The following is an 18,330-nucleotide window of genomic DNA, read 5'->3' as shown; positions in this document are numbered from 1 at the left end:
ATTTAAAACGGTTTCGCATTTTGCTTCTTTGGTCTGTGCTTTGTTTTAAGTGTTAGATTAATTCAAGCTAAATACGTCATACGAGATTCCTATTCGTCTCGTGGGCTCTGAAATGTGTATAAGAGACTACTATGAGGAGTGATATCTTTTTTTATCCCTTTTGTCAAGTATCTCATCAACCATTTTTATTATACAGCCGCAAAACTTTGAGAAATTGTTAAAATTCAATTCAAATATGCATGATATAAGGATTGTGATTTTTAACACTTGTCTGTCGATCCCCTGGGATTTTTACCTTATTGGAGGTCGACAGACATTTTTTATACTTTCTTGCTTTTTTTATTATTGTATGATAAAATATATTACAGAAAAGATTCTAATTTTTAATTTAAAATATCGGGAGAATTGAAATGAGATTAAACGTTCAATTTTCTTTAAATAGTTTAATACTTCCATTAAATTACAATCATATCATTCAGGCTTTCATTCTTGATCTAATAGATAACGCCGAATATAGAAACTTCGTTCATAACGAGGGCTTTAGTTATAAGAAAAGAAAGTACAAATTGTTTTCTTTTTCAAGACTAAATGGAAAATTTAGCTTAAATCAAAAGGATAAAACAATAGAGTTTTTTGATAATGTTTCTTTGAAAATTTCCTCTCACGATAAGAATTTAATTCAGTATTGTGCAGACTCGCTTTTATTTAAAGACGATTTTGAACTATTAGGCCAAAAGATTCATGTAGAGAAGTTAGAGTATGATGATTTGGAAATAAAAAACGATAAAATAAAAGTAAAAACTTTATCCCCCATTACTGTTTATTCTACGATGGAACAAAATTCTTCAAAAAAGACAGTCTACTTTTCCCCCAACGATGATAACTTTTCAAAATTAATAAGAGAGAACTTAATAAAAAAGTATCTTGCCTACTATGATTCATATCTTCCAAAAGAAATAAGTAATGATGAATTCGTTATAAAAGAGGCTAATCAAAAAAGATCTAAAATGATCATAACAAAGTATAAAAATTTTATTATTAAAGGCTGGCATGGAACTTTTGTAATCCAAGGGAATCCTACTTTGTTGAAAATTGGTTATGATTCTGGTTTTGGAGCAAAAAACTCCCAAGGATTTGGATTAGTCGAAGTTATATGATTATGGATAGAGGGTGATAATATGGGTTTTATCGATGCCGTTTACACTGTTGGGAAAGAGTTTTCATCAAAAACTTATGAAATAACAGATTATCTAACCGTACCCGTAAGAATAGATGGATCAAAAGAAATAAGAATTTATTTAAAAGTATCAAATTACAATGCTTTAAAATTGCAAAGTGAAGAAGAAAATACGATTATACCCCTAAAAATTGAGGGTGTTTCAAAAATTGATGAAGTAGATTTTTTTGCCGGTAACAAAGATGAACAATATAAAAAACTTAGGTATTTGTACAAAGAACCTCCAGGCAGTAATACTGCGTGGCGTTACTCTCCTGTTTTGAGGTTATCAAAGCCGAAAAATAATAAAGAAAAGAATCGTGATGCCTTCTTAACTGGTTCTAAATCGTATATAAGCAAAATTGAAAAAATGATTCAAGATTTCGAAGATTTAGGATTTTTTGAAAAAGGTTCTGTTCAAAAAATAATCAATGACTTATCTAATAATGATTTTGTTGACCGGTTCTTAGAGTGTTACAGTGATCCAAAGGCTTCGTATTTAATTGTTTTTGGCGTTGAAGATGATGGAGGATTTCTTTATCCTGGAGAAGTTAAGCTGTTTCAACAATATTTTTTAAAGAAGTTAAACGACGAACTGATTAAGAAAAATGTTTCAAAAAAAGGTGGAATTTGTGATTATTGTGGTAAGGAAAGCGATATTTTACTTAATTTCGATATGATTTTTCCTTTTGCTACTTTTGATAAGGTGAATTTCCTTCCTGCCATAAATAAAAATTTTTCTAACAAGGTTTACAAATATTGTAAAGAGTGCTTTAAGACTTTCTCTAACGCCAAAACTTACATAGATTATAATTTTGTTGATCAATCTATTATAAATAATATCCAGATCTGGATAATACCCGAATTTTTTACAACGGATACAAACATCCGGGATGATGCTTTCGGTGATTTAAAGAATTATTTTTGGAGTGATCAGTATACAAAAGAAAAAGATCTTTTGGATTATATCACAGATCCTGATTATATGGATAAACCGTACACCGCTGTATTTCATTTTCTTTTTCTAGAACAAAACCAAGCACAACTTGTAATACATCAAATGATCGAGGATGTACCTTTAACAAGGATACAAAAATTACAAAAAGTTTGGGAAGAGACGGTAAATCTCTTTTCCCAAAAGAAAAAGAAAGATACTCAACTTTCTGTTGCATTTAAACACATATATCGAACCCTTCGCCATTTAGTTTTGAAAGAAGACGCTGAAGAAAAAGTTATGAGAACACTGGCAATGGAAATTATTGGAAAAATTTTAAGTGAAGAAAGAGTTGAAACCAAAACTATAAAACAAAATTTTGTTGCAAGAATTCCTAAATTGATGAACGACAAAGTCCAAAATGATTATTTTAATCTTACTTTGAATGACTTTTTGTTACTGATTGAATTTTTGAACAACTACAATAAAACCTGGGGGTATTCATTATGAAAAGACATTTGGAATTCCTAGATAAGTTTTCTGATAAATTTTTGCAGAGCGACTTTGGAAAAGGGACACTTTTATCTGGAGTAGTTTTGGGGTTTGTGGCGTATAATCAAACAAAGGGGGAAAAAGGAGAAAGTGGTTATTCAAACGCAAAAATTCAAGATTCTCCATTGTACAAGCAGTTAAATTTTGGAAGATTAAGTTTAAGAGATATAAAAAAACATCTATCAAGAATACCAGAACTTATAAAAGCGTACAAGATTGAACCTTCCTTCCTGGTTGAAGATTTAGCTGGTTATTCCCAAGAACTATTACTGAATTCTAAGGGAAAGGATTTAGGGATCGATGGAAATTTTGCTTTTGTGACAGGTTTCATGAACTGGAGAAATTACTTCTGGGAAATATACAAAGATTACACAAAAGAGAAAGAAGTAGTAGAATTAGAAATAGAAAAAACGGACAAGGGGGAAGACCAAGATGTTTAACGGCAGAAAAGAACTTCTGTTTTTATACTCTGTAAAAGATGCGAATCCAAACGGTGATCCATTGAATGCAAATCATCCAAGATACGATGAAGAAACAGGCCAAGTTTTAGTATCTGACGTTAGAATTAAAAGAACTATCAGAGACGAATTAATGAGAATGGGAGAAGATGTTTTCATTGATGGAGAACCAAAATCTTTAAAAGAAAGATTCGAAGAGCTCAAAACAAAATTGTCTACCACAAAAGGAGATGAAACTCTAAAGAAATGTATCGATACAAGACTTTTCGGTGTAACATTCGCATTGGGTAAGGAAAGTTTTGCATGGACTGGACCTGTCCAATTTAAATGGGGAAGATCTTTACACAAAGCAAAAGTTGAATTTGTACAAGGAACCGGCGCGTTTGTCACTAAAGAAGGTGGAGAACAGAGAACTATAAGAAATGAATATATAGTTCCTTTTGCATTGATTGGAACCTATGCAATTGGAAATCAATATGCATCTGAAAGGACACAAGCAACAGACGAGGATTTCAACAAACTTACACAAGCTGTTTGGAATGGAACCAACAATTTAATCACAAGGAGTAAAACTGAGCATAGATCTCGCTTTTTGATGGAGATTGTGTACCAGCCTAATTTCAATGGATTAATTGGTTCTTTGGATGAAAGAATAAAATTAACCAAAAGAGATAATTCTTTGTTAGATGACGATGAACAATTGGCAATCCGAAATATTCAAGACATTGCTCTCAATTTGAAGGAAATATGTGATAAGGTTTCTTTACTCAAAGATAATATAGAAAAGATAATAATTATCAAGGATCCTGACTTGGAAGTACAATATATTGATGATCTAAAAAGTATTTTGGGAGAAGATAAAGTAGCTATGGAATTGAGGTGATACAATGGCCCTTGTTTTTGATATTACAGGGGAGTATGCTATGTTTCGCAAATTTTATACAACCACTTCTTCCGCATCTTATCCCTTCCCACCACCAACAGCTGTTGGAGGATTGATTGCGGCTATAATTGGAGTAGAGAACAAATCGGAAAATAAAGCTCATTTGGCTTCTTATTGGGAATCATTGTATGGAAACAGAATCGCCATTTCAATACTGTCTCCCACTCAATGGTTCACCACCAGTATAAACTTGTGGAATAATAAAGACCCAAAAAAGGGTATTCACAATATTATAAAACATCAATTTGTAAAAAGACCAAAATATCGAATTTATGTAGAAGGTCCTATAGAAGAAAAATTAAAACCTTTTCTTGAAGAAGGTAGTTTTGTTTTTACCCCATATCTTGGTACCGCATATTCATTTGCAAATATTCATTACATAGGATCTTTCAACCCGCTAAAGATCGAAGACGATGAGGCAAGAATAAAAAGTATCATACCTGCAGATATTAAGCCCAAAATTAATCTGAAAAAAACTCATGGAATCTTTAAAGACATTGTCCCTCTACAAATGGACAAAGAAAGAGGCCTTACTAAAAGCTTGTCAGTTTTTTACCCAGCCAATATCGATACGGGAATTTTTGTTGATAATCCTGAAGAGATAGGGGGAGTCTTAGTTGGAAACGACGAAATTGTTTGGCTTCCTGAATGGTCAAGAAAGCCATCCGGGTAAACTTCTTAAAGATCATTTAAAAGGAGTATTTGAAAAATCCAAAGAGATATCAAATTTTCATGGAGACAATGAATTAGTCGAAACACTAAAACATATCTGTCTAACACATGATGTAGCTAAATCACATGTTAAATTTCAAAAATATTTAAAGACAAAAAAAGGTCATTATCCGCACTCTGAGCCTTCTTCTTACTTAACTTTTATGCTTACAAAAGATATCTTTCAAGCTGAGATTGTTAGAAGACATCATTCATACCAGCTAAATTTTGAAGATATAATGTCTTTTTGGAGAAATTTAAATTATCAAGACGTGATAAAAGCATTAGAAGAATTCCTTGATCTAAGCAAAATTGAATATCTAACAGAAAAAGAATGGAAAAGATTAATATTTCAATCTTGGCATTCACAGTATCTTTTAAATAAGACGGTTAAGGCTGAAGATTTATGGTTTAATACGAGAATCGAGAATTCAATTTTTATAACATCTGATAGGCTAGATGCGTTAAATGTTGATAGGATCAATTTTGATAAAATTTCTTATCAACAAGATAGGTTCGACAAATTTCTTGAATCACTTCCAAAGAACCATTTAAGCGATTGGAAAAATGAAATTCGAGAAAGTACATTATCAAACGTTGATACAATTTCAGAACCAGGTATCTATACCATAACGCTCCCTACTGGAGCAGGAAAAACTATAACGGGATTGCAAGCATCGATGAAGTTAGCAAATAAACTTTCTCTTAAAACAATTATTTATGTATTACCGTTCATAAGTATTGTTGATCAAAATTCCGAAGTTGCAAAGAACATATACGACAAAGTGCAAGAAGACCATCATTTGGTAAGTGCATCAAAGGAAAAAGAAGATTTAGATAATTTAGAAAGGTTTATACTTTCTTTTAGATACTTCAAAGAACCACTCATTGTTACAACCCTCGCAAAGTTTTGGGAAGTGCTTTATTCTCCTAATGCCAACGATTCTATGAGTTTTCATAGGTTAAAAGATGCGGTAGTTATTTTGGATGAACCTCAGTCGATCCCTCCAGAATATTGGCAAGGATTTGGGGAAACCATGTCTTTTCTTTCAAAAAAGATGGGAACTTTTTTCATTTTAATGACCGCTACACAACCTAAAATGGCAGAAGGTAAAGAGTTAGCCCCCAAGAGTTCTTTCCCAAAAAACAGGCACTCTTACAACATAATTAATAAAAAAATATTTCTTTCAGATATAAAGCAATATACAAAAGAGAGAGCTGACAACCCGTCTCTAATTATTCTTAACACAAAAAAAGAAGCGCTAAAAACTTTTATCTTACTCCGAGAACATTTGAAAAATAACCTTTTCTTTCTTTCAACTTGGGTAATTCCTAAAGAAAGGCTTGACAGAATTAAACAGATCAAACAGTTGGAAAATAAAAACTTGCCAAGAAATCTCATATCTACCCAAGTAGTAGAAGCCGGAGTGGATTTGGACTTTGATTATATCTTTAAAGATTTATCCCCCTTTGACAGCATAGTCCAAGCTGCTGGAAGATGTAATAGAAGAATGCTAAAAGAACTTGGCACAGTAACGGTTGCTGAAATAGTAGACGATGAAAGTGATAATGAAAGATCGTATGCTTCTTATGTGTACGATAGCATATCGCTAAATAATACAAAAGAAATATTTGCCTACAAAAATAAATTTTCAGAAAACGAAGTTCAACAACTACTAGATAAATATTACAAGGCATTGTCAGTTAGCAAATATCAAAAAGGTCCATGGTATGACATAAAAGAAGGAAATTGGAGTAATTATAAACCTCTGATAGAAGAACATTTATACGAGGATGTGGTGTTTGTAGATGTGGATGGAACAGTTTCAAACAAATTATATGAAGTTGAAAGTTTGGAACATAGTTTAGAAAATTACGAAAGAAAAAAACAACTATGGAAAGAAATTCAAGATTATTCTATAAATGTTCCTCACAAAGAACTAGAAGAATGGGAAACCCATTATAATGAAGTATTCCTAGAAGAAGATAAAAAGCTTGTGTATAAAGGTAATGGAGTTTGGTTGATTACGCAGTTAGGCATTGGGGAAATTTATTCTGAAGAAGTAGGGTTTATTCCGTATGAATTGAAAGAGGATTTTTATGGATGACAATATCATTACAGGATATTCAGTTTTAGCTTATTCAATATGTCCAAGAGAAGCTTGGTTTGTTTTAAGGAGATTCACTCCTGAACAAGATAACCCTTACATAGAACTAGGAAGGTTTTTACACAAGAATTCTTATGAAGGGAAAGGTGAAAAAGAAATAAAACTTCCAGGAGCAGTGATTGATTTAATTTGGAATGATAATAAGTGTACCATAGTTGGAGAAATCAAAAAATCCTCAAAGTCTTTTAAAGGAGCCAAAATCCAGTTATTATATTATTTAAAATTATTGGAGGATATGGGCGTTCAAGCAAAGGGGGAAATTCTGTTGCCAAAAGAAAAAAAGAGAATTCCCATTGTATTCGATGAGGAAGCCAAAAAAGAAATACAAGATATACTTCTTAAACTCAATGAATTAATTGAATCGCCTGTTCCACCTCCACCAAAATGGATAGGGATGTGTTCAAAATGTGGCTTTGCAGAATTATGTTGGGCGGGAGAGGAATAAATTGAAACCTATTTATATATTTCAAAGTGGAACATTAACTAGAAAAGGAAACACACTAGCCTTTAAAAGTGAATCTGATGAAAAAACTAAGTACTTCCCAATAGAAAATATTTCAGAAATAAAGATATTTGGAGAAATAAATATAAATAAACGACTTCTTGAATTTTTGTCCGCCAATAACTTACCGCTCCATTTTTTCAACCACTATGGTTTTTATGTTGGAAGTTTTTATCCATATGAACATAATACAAATGGAATAACAATAGTTAAACAAGTAGAGCACTATATCTCTTCAGAAAAAAGATTAGTTTTAGCAAAAAAGTTTGTGGAAGGAGCTATGCAAAACATCTTAAAAATTGTTCAATATTATGAAAGAAAAAGCGATTTTGAAGTAAAACGGTATTCGCAAAAAATGGAAGAATTTATTCAGAATATTCACCAGATCAGTTCTATTAATGAATTAATGGCACAAGAGGGAAATTATAGAGAGATTTATTATAATTTTATTGATAACAATATAATCTCAAATGAAGATTTCAAAATGGTTGTCAGAGAAAAAAGGCCCCCTACAAATTATATGAACACTCTTATCAGTTTTGGGAACTCTTTAATGTACTCTACAGTTTTAACGCAAATTTATCAAACACCATTAGATCCTAGAATTGGCTATCTTCATTCAACTAACTTTAGAAAATTTTCTTTGAACCTTGATATAGCTGAAATATTTAAGCCTATTGTGGTAGACAGAACTATTTTTAACCTTGTGAATAAAAAAATAATTAATGAAAAACATTTTAAAAAAATTCAAGGTGGTATTCACTTGAACGAAGAAGGCCAAAAAAATTTTATAAAAAATTATGAAGAACACTTAAGTACAACTTTAAAACATAAAAAATTAAAAAGAAATATTACCTACAGAACATTGATAAAACATGAGGCTTATAAAATTTTAAAACATCTGATCGAAGAAAAAGAATACGTTCCTTTTACGATGAGGTGGTAAAAACGTACGTAATTATGGCTTATGACGTTAATGAGAAAAGAGTTGCAAAAGTTTTAAAAAAAGCGAGACAATACCTGAACTGGGTACAAAATTCCTTGCTGGAAGGAGAAATAACAAAAGCAAAATATGAGATCTTAAAACAGCAGATAAGAAAAATCACAAAAAAGGACGAAGATAGCATTACTTGGTACATTTTCGAATCTCGAAAAATTTTTATCAAAGAAACTTATGGAGTGGAAAAAGGAGAACCTGATGACTTCATTATTTAAAGAGTGAGATTTTTAGAAGTACATTTATTTGGAATTCATGGCATTAGTATAAGATTAGCCTTCTACAACTACTTCAATATTCTTTTTGCTCTTCTACTGTAATACTTAGAATATTTTTCTTTATTTGGTTTATTGTTTCTTCATTTGTATTTTGATCTTTTCTTCTAGTCTTTTATCAAAATCTTTTCCAAACCTTTGATTTAGAATCTCAATTATTAATTCTTTTTTTTCTTCAAGTTTCCCTTTTCTTTCACCTTCTTTTACACCTTCAATTTTACCTTTTTCACGCCTTCTTCAAATAACGAGGCTCATATCTTTGTCGTTCGTATCACCTCTTTCAGTTTGTTTATGTACTCTTCCCTTACACAATTGTAAGAGAAGTGACCTCTAATTCAAATACAAAATCTATGTTTCTGTCTGATACTTTTATTACTGGTAGTTCTGTTGGTTTTACCGAGATTATCTTTGGTAAGTTTAGTTCATAATATTCGAGAAGTTTAGAGCATGGATTATTTTAATGGAGTGGGATGTTTCCATTCCTTATAGGTAGGATAAAAAGTGAATCATCAACTTGATTTCCATTGTTTATTTCAACAAAGTTTCCATTCCTTATAGGTAGGATAAAAAGGCATAAGATAGCTATAAATACTATATCATAAAAAATTACGATTGTCAATCAAAACTTTGCTTTTTTATTATCGTATGATAAAATATATTACAAGATATACCTTGATTTTTAATTTAAAATATCAGTAGCATTGAAATGAGATTAAACATTAAATTTTCATTCCATAATCTAATATTTGAATAATTGTTTAATTTTGCTTTCAATGGATTTTTTGTATTACTTTATTACTATGCTTTCTACTCTCATCTCATCCAACCTTTTTATTTCTAGCTCTTCCTTCAGTAGATTAATCACATACCTTTCTAATTCTGAAAATTTAGGGTTATTTATATCTCTCACTTCTTCGCTAATAAACAGTTCTTCCTTGAGTTGCATTGGTCGAGCAGTAAGAACATAGATCCTATCCGATAAGAGAAGTGCATCTCTAATATCGTGAGTAACATAGATAACCGTCTTTGATTCTTTCTCTAAAATGTCTTTTAAACTGTCTATGAGCACAAGACGCAAAGGAAAGTCGATATCTGAAAAGGGTTCATCCATTAGGATAATGTCCGGGTCTATAGCTAAAGCTCGAGCAACCGAAACCCGGCTTTTCATCCCTCCACTAAGCTGAGCAGGATAATAATCCTTGAATTGGGTAAGCTCCATCAAATTTAAATAATGCAAGGCAATTTCCTGACGTTCAACCTTATTCGGGATGCGATCCTTTAAAACAAAGCAAATATTATCTAACACAGTTTTCCAGGGAAGAAGTCTTGGCTCCTGAAAAATAAACCCAAGGTTATCAAATTTTCTCTCAACTGTTCCTTTATTTACTTCTTCTAAGCCAGCAATAATACGCAGAGTAGTGCTTTTTCCACAACCTGAGAGACCAATAAAAGAAACTACTTCTCCTTCTGGGACTTTAAAATTTAGATCTTTAATTACTTGCAAGGAGCCAAATCTCTTATGTACTCCGGAAAACTTTACCAATGTTTTTCTTTTCTCCTTCATTTTTTATTTCGCCTTCTCACGGTCTCTGTCTTTATTGTTCTATTTTGAAAAGGTTTAATTAATAAATATTCGGTAGCAAGGCCTAAAACAACAATAACAATAGTATATGCGAATACCTTATCCGTTTCTAAATTAAATCGAGCCCAATTAAGTTCATTTCCAATACCTGACATACTGCCAAGGAATTCTGCCATTACTACTCCTCTCCAGGCTAATCCAAATCCAACAGATAGTGCTGAGAAAAAGGGCCCACTAATAGCAGGTAAATAAAGGTCGTGGAGCTTAGTTGATGTTTTTACTCCAAAAGACTGACTCATTTCGCGAAGAGAAGAGTCTATATCTCTGATTCCCTGATCTAGATGAATAGTAATAATGGGAACTGCGATAGACATAATAACAAATATTGGAGGGATAGCCCCCAAACCAAACCAAATAACAGCTATAATTACCCATACAACGGGAGGCATGTTTTCAATGATTACAATTACAGGCCTAATTGCTTCATGAATGCCATTAATTAGTCCCGCCAGTGTGCCAAGTATTCCTCCTAGAAGAATAGAAAGGCTTACACCTATCAGCACCCTACTTACCGTATGAATAAGCGGGAGCCATATCTCTCCACTAATAACCATTTGGCTAAGCGTTAAAAAAACTCTTTCTACCGAAGGAACGATAATTGGGGGAAAAAACAAAGAAAGTAATTCCCACATCCCAAGGAGGACAATAATTCCTGATAATCTTTTAAGCCATTGTAAAAACTTAAGTTTCGTTCTAATCATCAGAATCATCTTCTTCTGGAAGCGATATTTCAGCTTTGTAATAAATTCCTTCATCAGGAATAGGGAACCCTAAGCTTTCAAGATAAGAAGGCATGAGCGGCTTTACATCTTCTACTTCTATGAAGTCCAACTTGAGACGTCCAGACATGATAGAATCTTCAACAGCTTTTGAAGGAAATTCAGCGCCAAAGTACTGTTTAAAACATTTGGAGGTAAAATTACCAACTTCTTGAGGGTGTTTTATAGCGTAATCATTAGCCTCATCAAAGGCATCAATGAACTTTTCTACAGCTTTCTCCTTACCTTCGATGTTCGAAACTACTACCCAAAGCCCTCCTATAGGGATTTCCTCACCTTTTTCCCAGCCGGAGATACTCTTTACAAATCCTTCTTGGCAATCTATCGCCACATTCATCTTTCCACCAGAGGCGAGGACTAACTGAGAAATGTGGGGTTCTGGAAAAACCGCGGCATCTGCTTGCCCGGAAAGAATGAGCCTTTTTATTTCACTTCCGGGCAAATACTTTATATTAAAATCTTTATCAGGATCATAACCTGCTGCTTTCATTGATGCTCGAGCAATGATGTCAGGCGACCCTCCTCTAAAATCAATATAAACATCTTTTCCCTTGAGGTCTCCCCAATCGGAGACGTCTTTTCCAGCAACCACATAAACTGCCTTCCAGACATAAACTCCCACTAATCTAATGTTTTCAATTACCTTTGCGTACATCTTTGCTCCACCAGTAGCAGAATAAAGGGCAATATCAACGTCTCCTCTCTTAGGATATTCTTATGTTTTTTCATCCATACCAAATTAAGAGAGTACCCAATGGAGAGATTTACTTATGGGGTTTCTAACAGAAGATGGTAATAGTTGAAAATCAGACAAGAGTAACATAAGAAAAGATAATAAAGTTATGCTACATTACAAAGAATAGGTAGAAAATCATTGTAATCATCTTTATTGAAAAATATATTCTCATTTTATTTCCCCGGAGCTGTGATATGATGAGTGCTCCGGGGAAGAAGATGTTAACAAATGTCTTGCCTTCAGGAAGTTTCGTCTCTTAAACCAGACTTGTTACACCGTAAGCGGGACTGAACGATGGATCGACTAAAGAATATCCAAGTGTATCAACACGCTTTCGTTTTCTCAGAAGTGACAAAAGATATCCCGCACCGCTGATATCTCGGACAAGCACAAAGCCATTTAGTTTTCCATCTTGCAGATAAACTTTCCTTAGGATCCCATTCTTTTTGTATTTAATTTCATCACCTTCAAGTGCCCCTACTACAATGATCTTGAAGCTTAACTCCTTAAGAGAATTCATACTTACCTGTTTTTCGTAGTCAAAATCATAACCAAGAATGTTCATGGCAACCGTTTGTCCGTGACTTACCGCAACTGGGTAGAGGCCATGACTTTTGGACTCACCAGTAACCAGATCAATCGTTTTAGCCACATCTCCACAGGCATAGACATTTTTGTCGTTTGTTCGAAGTTTACTGTCAACGGATATACCATATTCGTCGCAATCGATTCCGCTACCACTGAGAAAATCCACATTCGGCTTTACCCCTGTAGCAGCAATGAAGATATCTGCATCTATCCGTCTCCCGTCAGTCGTTTCCAACCCAATTATATGATCGTCGCCAAAGAATTTTGCTGCCTCTGTATTTAGTAGGGGATTCACACCCTGAGACCGAAGGTCTTCAAGCACATATTCGGACGTCTCCGGGTCGAGGAGCCTGGGCATGATCCATCCCCGTCGGTTCAGAACTGATGGAGATATACCTATTTTGCTTAAACAAAGGGCAATTTCGACACCGATAAAACCACCACCGACTATTACAGCACTTGCTCCGCCCTTACGTGCCATCTCCTTGATTCTGTCTGCCCCTGCAAGGGTCTTGAAATTTAGAAGGTCTCTCCGATCAGCCCCCTGAACTGTGGGTGGAATGTAAAGAGAACTTCCAGATGCAATTACCAGAGTATCATAGTCAATAATTCTATCTTTCTCGGTCCGTACCCGCTTTACATCTGTTTCTATCTCCATAACCCTTTCACCGGGAAAACACTCAACTTCGTTTTCGACACAGAAGTTCCTACCGTGCCAGAAAAGGATCTCTTCATTGTCCCGAATAAGATATTCTCCAAGAGCCGCAGGAGAGTAGGGGGGAACCTCTTCAGCAGAAAGCATGATAATAGTACCTTTAAATCCCTGCTTCCTGAGATTCGATACCACGGAAACACCTGAGGGCCCGGATCCAATAATAACAACAGTTTTATTCATTTTGATTCCCTCACTTGTCTTTGGATGTGAGTTCCAAAAATAATCCTTTTACTGCGCTTATATAAGGAGAGGAACCTTCCAACAAAGGTCCAATATCCGGTTCGTTTTTATACACCTGCTCATCAAAGGGTAAATAATGTATTGACTGAAAATAATTCTGTCCTTCAATAAAACGAAGCACCTTTTCCCGGTCCGCATCGTCTCGAACTTTATTGACCGCAAGATAGATTCGTTCTATTCCAAGTTGCTGTGAAAGTTTTGCTGAATGCAGTGCAACCTGGACGGCATTGAAACTCGGCTCCGTCACAATAACAGCATTTTGAAACCCTTCCGCAAGAGCTCGCCCGAAATGCTCAACACCTGCCTGGGTATCCATGAGAATAACTTCTCCCTCACGCAACTTGATATAACCCACAATCGCATCGAGAAGAGCATTCTCGGGGCATAGGCAACCTGTTGCTGCCTGGATCACACTTCCAATGACCAACAGGTTTATTTTTGAATTGATTTTCATACCGAAACGCTTAACAACATCCGAAACATCAGGATTCAGGTTGAGCATTACTCCCCATCCCTCCCCCGGACGGGCGCCTGTCTTTTCCTCGATATAATCCAAATTTTTTGACACCGGCACTATTTGGTCCGCTTTTTCTATAGGAAAACCAAGCGAAAATGCCAGATTTTGCTGAGGGTCTTCATCTACTGCAAGAACATTATATTTATGTTGGGCAAAAAGATGTGAAAGAACAGCCGTAAGTGTAGTTTTTCCTGCTCCACCCTTACCTGTTATGACAACTCGAAAATCATGATTTTTTTCTAAACTCTTTTTTTTCAACTCATTTGCTACTTCAAATAATTGTTTACGCCTTTCTTCACTCGATGCACTCATATCCCAAGGTCCTTTCTCTTTGAATCGATATGTTTCTCAATAAGATCTGCCGCAGCCACAGGACCCGGTTCTACAGCATAGGTAGCACCAACAACATCATTTAGACCCGAAGTAAGTAGATCGATTACATTCTTGCTGCCGAAGATTTTCGGGGGTAGCCCCAGAACAGTATACACACCGGAAGCTACAAAGTAGGACGCAATCGAGACGGCCTTCTGTGAATACCATTCAGGTGCAGCTCCGGCAAGAGGTAACTGATCAATTCCAACATTCAAAGCTTTCGCCAGTTCGGCGGCAAGCACGAGGATACGGGAACAATCAACACAGGAACCCATGTGCAGAACTGGAGGAATTCCCAAAGCATGACATACACTCTTCAGTCCATCACCAGCGAGATCAGCCGCTTCTGGGAGGAGGAGTCCAGCTTTGCCGGATGCAATAGCGGCACAACCAGTTTCGACAACCAAAATGTTCCGCTTGATAAGTTCCTTGCCAAGAGTAACATGTCCATAATCTTGTTTTATCTTTGGGTTATTACATCCGACCATCCCAACAGCCCCTTTGATACTTCCGTTGGCAATAGCATCGATGAGAGGCTGGAAGGTACCACCAAGTGCCTTTTTAATCGCCTCAACTGAGAACCCTGCCATCATCTTTACAGGCTTGGCTGGAATTTTTACTCGGTCAGGATTCCGTTGTTCATAGGTCTCAATCGCCAGTTTTACTATGTTCTTTGCTGTATCATAGGCTGTCTCAGGATGGAACTCCATATGAACGGCCCCGGGAACCTTTGATTTTTCGCTAGTTGAAACGATTTTAGTGTGGAAACAACTTGCTACCTGAGTGATAGAAGGGAAGATACATTGATAATCAATTATCATCACGTCTACAGCGCCAGTAGCGAGGGCCAGTTCTTGATTGAGTAAATTCCCAGCAATAGGAATACCTCGACGCATCAAAAGCTCATTTCCCGTGCAGCACATTCCAACGAGGTTAATCCCTTTGGCTCCTTTTTGTTTCGCTAGATCTACCATCTCTTGTTCCTTGACAGCCTTGACAACCATCTCCGAGAGAACTGGATTGTGCCCATGAAGAACAATATTTACCATATCTTCCTTGAGTGTACCTAGATTAACCCAAGATTCCTTGATCTCAGGTGTGCCAAAAAGGATATCCGATACTTCCGTGGCCATCATTGAGCCACCCCAGCCATCGGAGAGTGATGCTCGAAGCCCATGAAGCAGAATATTTGCATAATCTGCACCTACACCCATGTGAATTCGGTGCATTGCCTCAACAATTTCCCGATCTACGCTTCTTGGAAGGATCCCAGCTTTGGCCCATTTATCTTGCGTGGGCTCCGGTGCCCGCTTACTTAGATCAATACTGTTTTTAATTGTTCCATATTCTTCAAGAAAGCTCAGGGCAATATCCTTGGCAATATCAGTGTCGTTTCTCCCCTCTGTAGTGATACCAATCTCTTTTGCAACGGTGTAGAGCTTTTCTTTGTCGAGAATTTCATATCCCTGACTCTTACCTTCTGCGGTCATCAGAAGAGTTTCTACAACCTCACGTCCATGATCCGAGTGGGCTGCAGCCCCAGTTACTAAGTCATCTAATAGGTTTCTAGCGACAATAAGATCTGCATCAGCACCACAGACCCCACGTTTGGGACCATCCTTTTCAAACGGATCAATACGACAGGGACCCATTGAACAACGGTTACAGCAAAGCCCAAGTTGACCAAAACCGCACTGGGGCTGTTGCTTTTCCAACCGATCCCAAGCCGTTTCAATACCCTCTTCCAATGTTCGTTCAAGGAGAGGTTTTGCACTTTCGTCTATTGTACGCTCCTCTACCTTTAGTTTAATTAATGACTTATCCATCGTTTGCTCGCCCCCTTAATTTTTTCATTCACATTTATCTTATTTTGTGACGAAGGAAGAGGCCCAAGCTGGGCAACCTTCCGCTGCAACGCCCTGAAAGCTTTGATATTCTCAGGCATTTCCTCTTCTTTATATCCCTGAATTTCCCGCGTTAAGTTAAGAGAAATGCCCCTCTGTTTTTCAGCGATAATTTCATTGTACTCGCCAAATACCAGTGCATTCGTAACACAAGCTTCTACACAAGCAGGCTCTTTACCATTTTCAAGTCGAGAAATACAACTATCACATTTGTAGGCAACCTCATTTGGTAGATTGGGTCGTACCTGGTACTGAATAGCTCCGTAAGGGCAGACCATAGCACACATACCACAGGATATGCACCGTTCTTCCTGAACCTGAACTGTATCAGTTTTAACATCACGGAAAATAGCATTGACCGGACAGACCTCCATACACGGTGCTGGATCACAATGCTGACACTTGTTGGGAAAGGTCATTAAATCGACTCCAAGTTTGACGCTTATTCTTGGTTGTGGGCGCGGAACTTCGAAATACATGGAGAAAAGCTCTTTCCCTGAAGAATGCTCAATGGCACACGCCACCTCACAATGCCGGCAACCGATACACTTTTCTAGATCGATGAATACATTCTTCATACACTCCTCCCCTCCTTCTTTAAAATTTTGTTGTTACTCTCTTTGAAATTACTAGCAAATGGTAATAGTCTTATTCTGTAAAAATTCGTAATACTAAAAGACCTTAAATTTAAAAAATATAAATATATTATAACATACTTTGTTTGTTTTTTATAACAAAAAATTAGTTTACTTTTACGAAGTATGGGTATAAAAAATGAATTGTAAATTAAGGTGAAAAATACACCGCTAAAAATTAGAATGATAAAATAATGGAAAGACTTAATTCAACCTCAGCTTAATTACCTAACATTTTCCTAAACAAAAACAGCTGATTTGAGAAATTCAACGGAAGTTCTCTCTAATTCATCGAAGAGATGAAAGCTAACTTGTCGCTCATACTATATATAACCCTTTTCGAAAGATATAAAGCCTAAGAAGTTCAGTTTTTAGTGGGTTGGAAAGCTTTACAAGTTTTGAAGTATCTACTCTTATCTTGTATATTTTTAACAATATACTTTCTGCCTTCGTATATAACTATATCCTTCCCTTACGTTCCATTCCTCATCTGTCGACCACATTGTATTTTTATCTTATAGCAGGTCGACAGACTTTTTTGATATTAATTTCTTTTTTTATTATTAGGTCAAATATGCGAATATAAATTCGTATAGAGTTTAGTTAAATTATTTATTCACTGTTAACTTTGTATAATAATTCGATTCTAAACTCCCCAGTTTATTTAATAAAGATGATGAACTATTTACTAATGTCAATCAAAAGTTGATCAGTTATCAAAAATTAATTTAAGGAGCTCACCATCCATATCCTACGGCAAAACCGAACCCCGGAGATGTGATTGGTTGTATTGGCGCACCAAAAATCGCATTTACACCAGCAGAGATGTCGACCACAAATCCTCCGATACTTATCCACTGGTAACCTGCAACACCACCTACGAGGAGAAAACGCACAGAACCCTCTGTGTCGTAGATATCTTCCATCGCTGAGCCATATAGCACACTAACGCTTGGGGCAACGTAGAAACCACTTGGTGCAGTCTGATGTAGGTAGTTGCGATATGCCACACCACCGCCGAAAGTGCTGACTTGTGCAATAATGATATCTAAGGACTGTACAAGAGCGCTGACCTGGATCGAACCACTTGAGGAAAGTGGCCTTTCGTATGAAACGTTGTAGAAACCAAATAATGATCCAAGTGGGTTCGTGGTCAGGATCTGTGTAATTTGTTCTTCAGGAGCCTCAGTCATTGAATCTTGTGAAAATAGTGAAAGCATGCCTACCAACAATATCAAAGTTAAAATTAAACCCTTTTTCATTTTGTTCCCCCCTCGTGATTGTTTATACAACAAAAAAAACAGCACTAAAAATTTGTTTTTGATTTGGTTATTATTTTTTTGTAAAGATATACCCTAATACTACAATAGTATGCGGATGATTAGCTAAGGTAAGCTAAAGAAAGCAAGTTATTTTATATTATCATAAAAAATTAAGATTGTCAAA

At 35.7% G+C, this 18,330-nt stretch carries 17 protein-coding genes; 9 read left to right on the top strand and 8 right to left on the bottom strand.

The window, feature by feature from the left end:
- The first annotated feature begins 410 nt into the window (after positions 1–410).
- The 9 genes from cas6 to cas2 are packed head-to-tail and all read left to right on the top strand — an operon-like array spanning position 411 to position 8,699.
- The gene (cas6, locus tag X927_RS06425) at positions 411–1,157 is read left to right on the top strand and encodes a CRISPR-associated endoribonuclease Cas6 (RefSeq protein WP_103077279.1); all 747 of its coding nucleotides are present in this window, start codon (positions 411–413) and stop codon (positions 1,155–1,157) included.
- A 21-nt stretch (positions 1,158–1,178) separates the two neighbouring features.
- The gene (locus tag X927_RS06420) at positions 1,179–2,660 is read left to right on the top strand and encodes a TM1802 family CRISPR-associated protein (protein WP_103077278.1); all 1,482 of its coding nucleotides are present in this window, start codon (positions 1,179–1,181) and stop codon (positions 2,658–2,660) included.
- Entirely contained in the window at positions 2,657–3,142 is a 486-nt protein-coding gene (locus X927_RS10395) for a TM1802 family CRISPR-associated protein (protein ID WP_103077277.1), read from the top strand. Before X927_RS06420 ends, X927_RS10395 begins: the two co-directional genes overlap by 4 nt.
- The gene (cas7b, locus tag X927_RS06410; protein ID WP_103077276.1) at positions 3,135–4,043 is read left to right on the top strand and encodes a type I-B CRISPR-associated protein Cas7/Csh2; all 909 of its coding nucleotides are present in this window, start codon (positions 3,135–3,137) and stop codon (positions 4,041–4,043) included. Before X927_RS10395 ends, cas7b begins: the two co-directional genes overlap by 8 nt.
- Positions 4,044–4,047: 4 nt before the next feature.
- Complete coding sequence (gene cas5b / locus X927_RS06405) at positions 4,048–4,776, top strand: type I-B CRISPR-associated protein Cas5b (protein ID WP_103077275.1); 729 nt, start codon at positions 4,048–4,050, stop codon at positions 4,774–4,776.
- Entirely contained in the window at positions 4,721–6,922 is a 2,202-nt protein-coding gene (locus X927_RS06400; RefSeq protein WP_103077274.1) for a CRISPR-associated helicase/endonuclease Cas3, read from the top strand. The genes cas5b and X927_RS06400 overlap by 56 nt, the downstream gene beginning before the upstream one ends.
- Positions 6,915–7,427: a CRISPR-associated protein Cas4 gene (gene cas4 / locus X927_RS06395; protein ID WP_103077273.1), complete on the top strand. Its 513-nt coding sequence runs from the start codon at positions 6,915–6,917 to the stop codon at positions 7,425–7,427. The genes X927_RS06400 and cas4 overlap by 8 nt, the downstream gene beginning before the upstream one ends.
- A 1-nt stretch (position 7,428) precedes the next feature.
- Positions 7,429–8,430, top strand: a complete 1,002-nt coding sequence (gene cas1b, locus X927_RS06390; RefSeq protein WP_103077272.1) for a type I-B CRISPR-associated endonuclease Cas1b — start codon at positions 7,429–7,431, stop codon at positions 8,428–8,430.
- 14 nt (positions 8,431–8,444) lie between these two features.
- Positions 8,445–8,699, top strand: a complete 255-nt coding sequence (gene cas2 / locus X927_RS06385) for a CRISPR-associated endonuclease Cas2 (RefSeq protein WP_041534156.1) — start codon at positions 8,445–8,447, stop codon at positions 8,697–8,699.
- Between the two features lie 844 nt (positions 8,700–9,543).
- On the opposite strand, the gene X927_RS06380 is transcribed toward cas2, so the two are convergent.
- The 8 genes from X927_RS06380 to X927_RS06345 all read right to left on the bottom strand — a co-directional run bounded on the left by X927_RS06380 (position 9,544) and on the right by X927_RS06345 (position 18,146).
- Positions 9,544–10,320: an ABC transporter ATP-binding protein gene (locus tag X927_RS06380; protein WP_103077271.1), complete on the bottom strand. Its 777-nt coding sequence runs from the start codon at positions 10,318–10,320 to the stop codon at positions 9,544–9,546.
- Complete coding sequence (locus tag X927_RS06375) at positions 10,317–11,099, bottom strand: ABC transporter permease (RefSeq protein ID WP_169925176.1); 783 nt, start codon at positions 11,097–11,099, stop codon at positions 10,317–10,319. Before X927_RS06375 ends, X927_RS06380 begins: the two co-directional genes overlap by 4 nt.
- A complete protein-coding gene (locus tag X927_RS06370) occupies positions 11,092–11,832 on the bottom strand; it encodes an ABC transporter substrate-binding protein (RefSeq protein WP_103077269.1) in 741 nt (246 codons plus the stop codon). The genes X927_RS06375 and X927_RS06370 overlap by 8 nt, the downstream gene beginning before the upstream one ends.
- Positions 11,833–12,169: 337 nt before the next feature.
- A complete protein-coding gene (locus X927_RS06365; protein WP_103077268.1) occupies positions 12,170–13,396 on the bottom strand; it encodes an NAD(P)/FAD-dependent oxidoreductase in 1,227 nt (408 codons plus the stop codon).
- A gap of 10 nt (positions 13,397–13,406) precedes the next feature.
- Positions 13,407–14,285, bottom strand: a complete 879-nt coding sequence (locus tag X927_RS06360; RefSeq protein ID WP_103077267.1) for an ATP-binding protein — start codon at positions 14,283–14,285, stop codon at positions 13,407–13,409.
- Complete coding sequence (gene cooS / locus X927_RS06355; RefSeq protein WP_103077266.1) at positions 14,282–16,171, bottom strand: anaerobic carbon-monoxide dehydrogenase catalytic subunit; 1,890 nt, start codon at positions 16,169–16,171, stop codon at positions 14,282–14,284. The genes X927_RS06360 and cooS overlap by 4 nt, the downstream gene beginning before the upstream one ends.
- Positions 16,156–16,827 (bottom strand): 4Fe-4S dicluster domain-containing protein, encoded by a 672-nt coding sequence (locus X927_RS06350; RefSeq protein ID WP_103077265.1) that lies wholly within the window; start codon positions 16,825–16,827, stop codon positions 16,156–16,158. The genes cooS and X927_RS06350 overlap by 16 nt, the downstream gene beginning before the upstream one ends.
- 794 nt (positions 16,828–17,621) lie before the next feature.
- Positions 17,622–18,146, bottom strand: coding sequence for a hypothetical protein (locus X927_RS06345; protein ID WP_103077264.1), 525 nt, complete (start codon positions 18,144–18,146; stop codon positions 17,622–17,624).
- Positions 18,147–18,330 lie beyond the last annotated feature (184 nt).

It is taken from the genome of Petrotoga mexicana DSM 14811 (assembly GCF_002895565.1).
GTDB classification, from domain to species: Bacteria; Thermotogota; Thermotogae; order Petrotogales; family Petrotogaceae; genus Petrotoga; species Petrotoga mexicana.
Note: the sequence above shows the minus strand (reverse complement) of the source record. Positions and strands in the feature narration are given on the sequence as shown.

Bases quoted from the DNA above. Each gene is read 5' to 3' on its own strand.
- cas6 (WP_103077279.1), top strand. From the start codon at position 411: ATGAGATTAAACGTTCAATTTTCTTTAAATAGTTTAATACTTCCATTA.
- X927_RS06420 (WP_103077278.1), top strand. From the start codon at position 1,179: ATGGGTTTTATCGATGCCGTTTACACTGTTGGGAAAGAGTTTTCATCA.
- X927_RS10395 (WP_103077277.1), top strand. From the start codon at position 2,657: ATGAAAAGACATTTGGAATTCCTAGATAAGTTTTCTGATAAATTTTTG.
- cas7b (WP_103077276.1), top strand. From the start codon at position 3,135: ATGTTTAACGGCAGAAAAGAACTTCTGTTTTTATACTCTGTAAAAGAT.
- cas5b (WP_103077275.1), top strand. From the start codon at position 4,048: ATGGCCCTTGTTTTTGATATTACAGGGGAGTATGCTATGTTTCGCAAA.
- cas4 (WP_103077273.1), top strand. From the start codon at position 6,915: ATGGATGACAATATCATTACAGGATATTCAGTTTTAGCTTATTCAATA.
- cas2 (WP_041534156.1), top strand. From the start codon at position 8,445: ATGGCTTATGACGTTAATGAGAAAAGAGTTGCAAAAGTTTTAAAAAAA.
- X927_RS06380 (WP_103077271.1), bottom strand. From the start codon at position 10,320: ATGAAGGAGAAAAGAAAAACATTGGTAAAGTTTTCCGGAGTACATAAG.
- X927_RS06375 (WP_169925176.1), bottom strand. From the start codon at position 11,099: ATGATTAGAACGAAACTTAAGTTTTTACAATGGCTTAAAAGATTATCA.
- X927_RS06370 (WP_103077269.1), bottom strand. From the start codon at position 11,832: ATGTACGCAAAGGTAATTGAAAACATTAGATTAGTGGGAGTTTATGTC.
- X927_RS06365 (WP_103077268.1), bottom strand. From the start codon at position 13,396: ATGAATAAAACTGTTGTTATTATTGGATCCGGGCCCTCAGGTGTTTCC.
- X927_RS06360 (WP_103077267.1), bottom strand. From the start codon at position 14,285: ATGAGTGCATCGAGTGAAGAAAGGCGTAAACAATTATTTGAAGTAGCA.
- cooS (WP_103077266.1), bottom strand. From the start codon at position 16,171: ATGGATAAGTCATTAATTAAACTAAAGGTAGAGGAGCGTACAATAGAC.
- X927_RS06350 (WP_103077265.1), bottom strand. From the start codon at position 16,827: ATGAAGAATGTATTCATCGATCTAGAAAAGTGTATCGGTTGCCGGCAT.
- X927_RS06345 (WP_103077264.1), bottom strand. From the start codon at position 18,146: ATGAAAAAGGGTTTAATTTTAACTTTGATATTGTTGGTAGGCATGCTT.